This window comes from Mesorhizobium sp. M7A.F.Ca.US.014.04.1.1 (genome assembly GCF_003998745.1).
Taxonomy (GTDB): Bacteria; Pseudomonadota; Alphaproteobacteria; order Rhizobiales; family Rhizobiaceae; genus Mesorhizobium; species Mesorhizobium ciceri.
Genome location: NZ_RZRW01000832.1, coordinates 1 through 1,863, shown reverse-complemented (window position 1 = coordinate 1,863; position 1,863 = coordinate 1). Strand labels below are relative to the sequence as shown.

General features: G+C 66.0%; 2 protein-coding genes. Both read right to left on the bottom strand.

All coding sequences use genetic code 11. From position 1 onward, the window contains the following. Nucleotides 1–759 (bottom strand): ChbG/HpnK family deacetylase (locus EOA22_RS32045; protein WP_164756128.1); only part of this gene is annotated, 759 nt, incomplete at its 3' end. After that, entirely contained in the window at nt 756–1,745 is a 990-nt protein-coding gene (locus EOA22_RS32040) for a glycosyltransferase family 2 protein (RefSeq protein ID WP_063168966.1), read from the bottom strand. The genes EOA22_RS32040 and EOA22_RS32045, both read right to left, overlap by 4 nt. Nucleotides 1,746–1,863: the final 118 nt, after the last annotated feature.

Genomic DNA, 1,863 nt, shown 5'->3' with positions numbered 1-1,863 from the left:
GAACGCGTCCGATGCCAGGGCCGCGAATTCGACCTCGCGCACACCTTGCATCGTGTCGCGCGCGCGCAGCGTCTCGTCGACATGGCCGGGATGGCACATGAACAGCCCTTGTTCCGGCAACCCTTCGACGGCGGCCTGCAGAACCGCAGTGAACTTTTCGGGCTGCCGCCAGTCATAGATGCCGGCGAGCGGCTGGAAAACGATGAAGCCGGCGCGCTGCATCGAACGGTTGAACCCGGCAGCGAGCGCGGCAATCGCGGCGACCTTCGACCCTGCGGCCAGCGCCGGGCCGCCGCGTAGGGCCGGCCTGTCGGCGCCTTCTGGAAACCGCGCGCGCAGCCATGTGCGCACGACGGGAAGGAAATGCACATGCTGATGCCCGTCGACGAAATCGGGGCGGCGGCCAAGCGCCTCGACGAAGCGGCTGTACTGGGCGTCAAGCTCGGCATGAACATGGCGCTCGTCGATGCGGCCGCGCAGAACAGGCAAGGCCAGTGCGCGGAGCGGTGGCAGCCGGCCTTCCGGCGCCAGGTTCGACCGGCCGGTAATGGTCAACTGGTCGGTCAAGGTGAGATGCAGCCCGACCGCGGCCCGGCCGCACAGCGGTTTTATGCGCGCTGCCTCCGCTTCCCATTCCGGAAAGCCGGTCATGCAGCTGGTGCCGGTCAGGCGGCCGCGATCGAGCAGGTCGAGAATCGCGGCGGAAACGCCGGGCGCCAGGCCGTAATCGTCGGCGATCAGGCGGATGCGCCGCGTCATCTGTTCGAAGTGCCTGGCTCCGGCCGATCGGCGGGGGCCACGCTGCGCACGACGTCGCGCACGAGATAGACCGGGCGATCCTTGCTCTCGCTGAGCGTGACCCAGACGTATTCGCCGATCAGGCCAAGCAAGGTCAGGTTGAGGCCGCCGAGCAGGACGACGGCAACCAGCAGGCTGGGGTAGCCCGGAACGGCAATGCCGTAGAAGATCACCTCGAAGAGCACCTTGGCGCCATAGAGCGCACCGGCCAACGCCGCGAGCAGCCCGCTGAGGCTGATGAGACGCAAGGGAATGACGGAAAAGGAAGTAAAACCTTCGAGCGAGAAGGCGATCAGGTTGAGCCGGCTCCATTTCGACGTGCCGCTGGCGCGGCCTTCCGGCGAATAGGGCAACGCCTTCTGGCGAAAGCCGGCCCAGGCAAACAGGCCCTTGTTGAAGCGCCGCTTGTCGCGCAGGCTGGTCAGCGCGCGCGCCACGGCGCCGCGCATGACGCGAAAGTCGCCGGCATTTTCGGGAATATCGAAACGCTGGCTCGAGTTGATCAGGCTGTAGAAAAGCCGTGCAAGCTGGCTGCGCCGCCAGCTCGCCTCGCGGCGGTCGTTCTGCGCATAGACGACGTCGATGTCCGGATGGTCCACCAGCTCGGCGATCAGCTTCAGGCTGATGTCCAGGGAATGCTGGAGGTCGGCGTCCATGATCAGCACCATGTCGCCGCGCGACTGGTCGAGGCCGGCGAGCACCGCGACTTCCTTGCCGAAATTGCGGCTGAGGCGCACGATCTCCCACGACCCCGTCAGCGCTTGCGAAAACCGCACGGCGCCATCGTCACGACTGCCGTCATCGACCAGGATCTTGTGTACGGTCATGCCGAAGCGTTGTGCCACGGCCACTTCGAGCTCGCCCAGCAGGCGCGCGAAGGCCGATGCCGATGCCGCCTCGTTGAAGAACGGTGCGACGATATCGAGGCTCGGCCGCAACTCAACCATTGGCGACTCCCGCATTCACCACCTTTTCCCGTGCCTTGGCCCAGAACCACCAGATCAGCGAACCGGCGATAAAAGTGACGGCGACCGGCCGGAACCAGGGGAAGAGGAAATCGTGCAC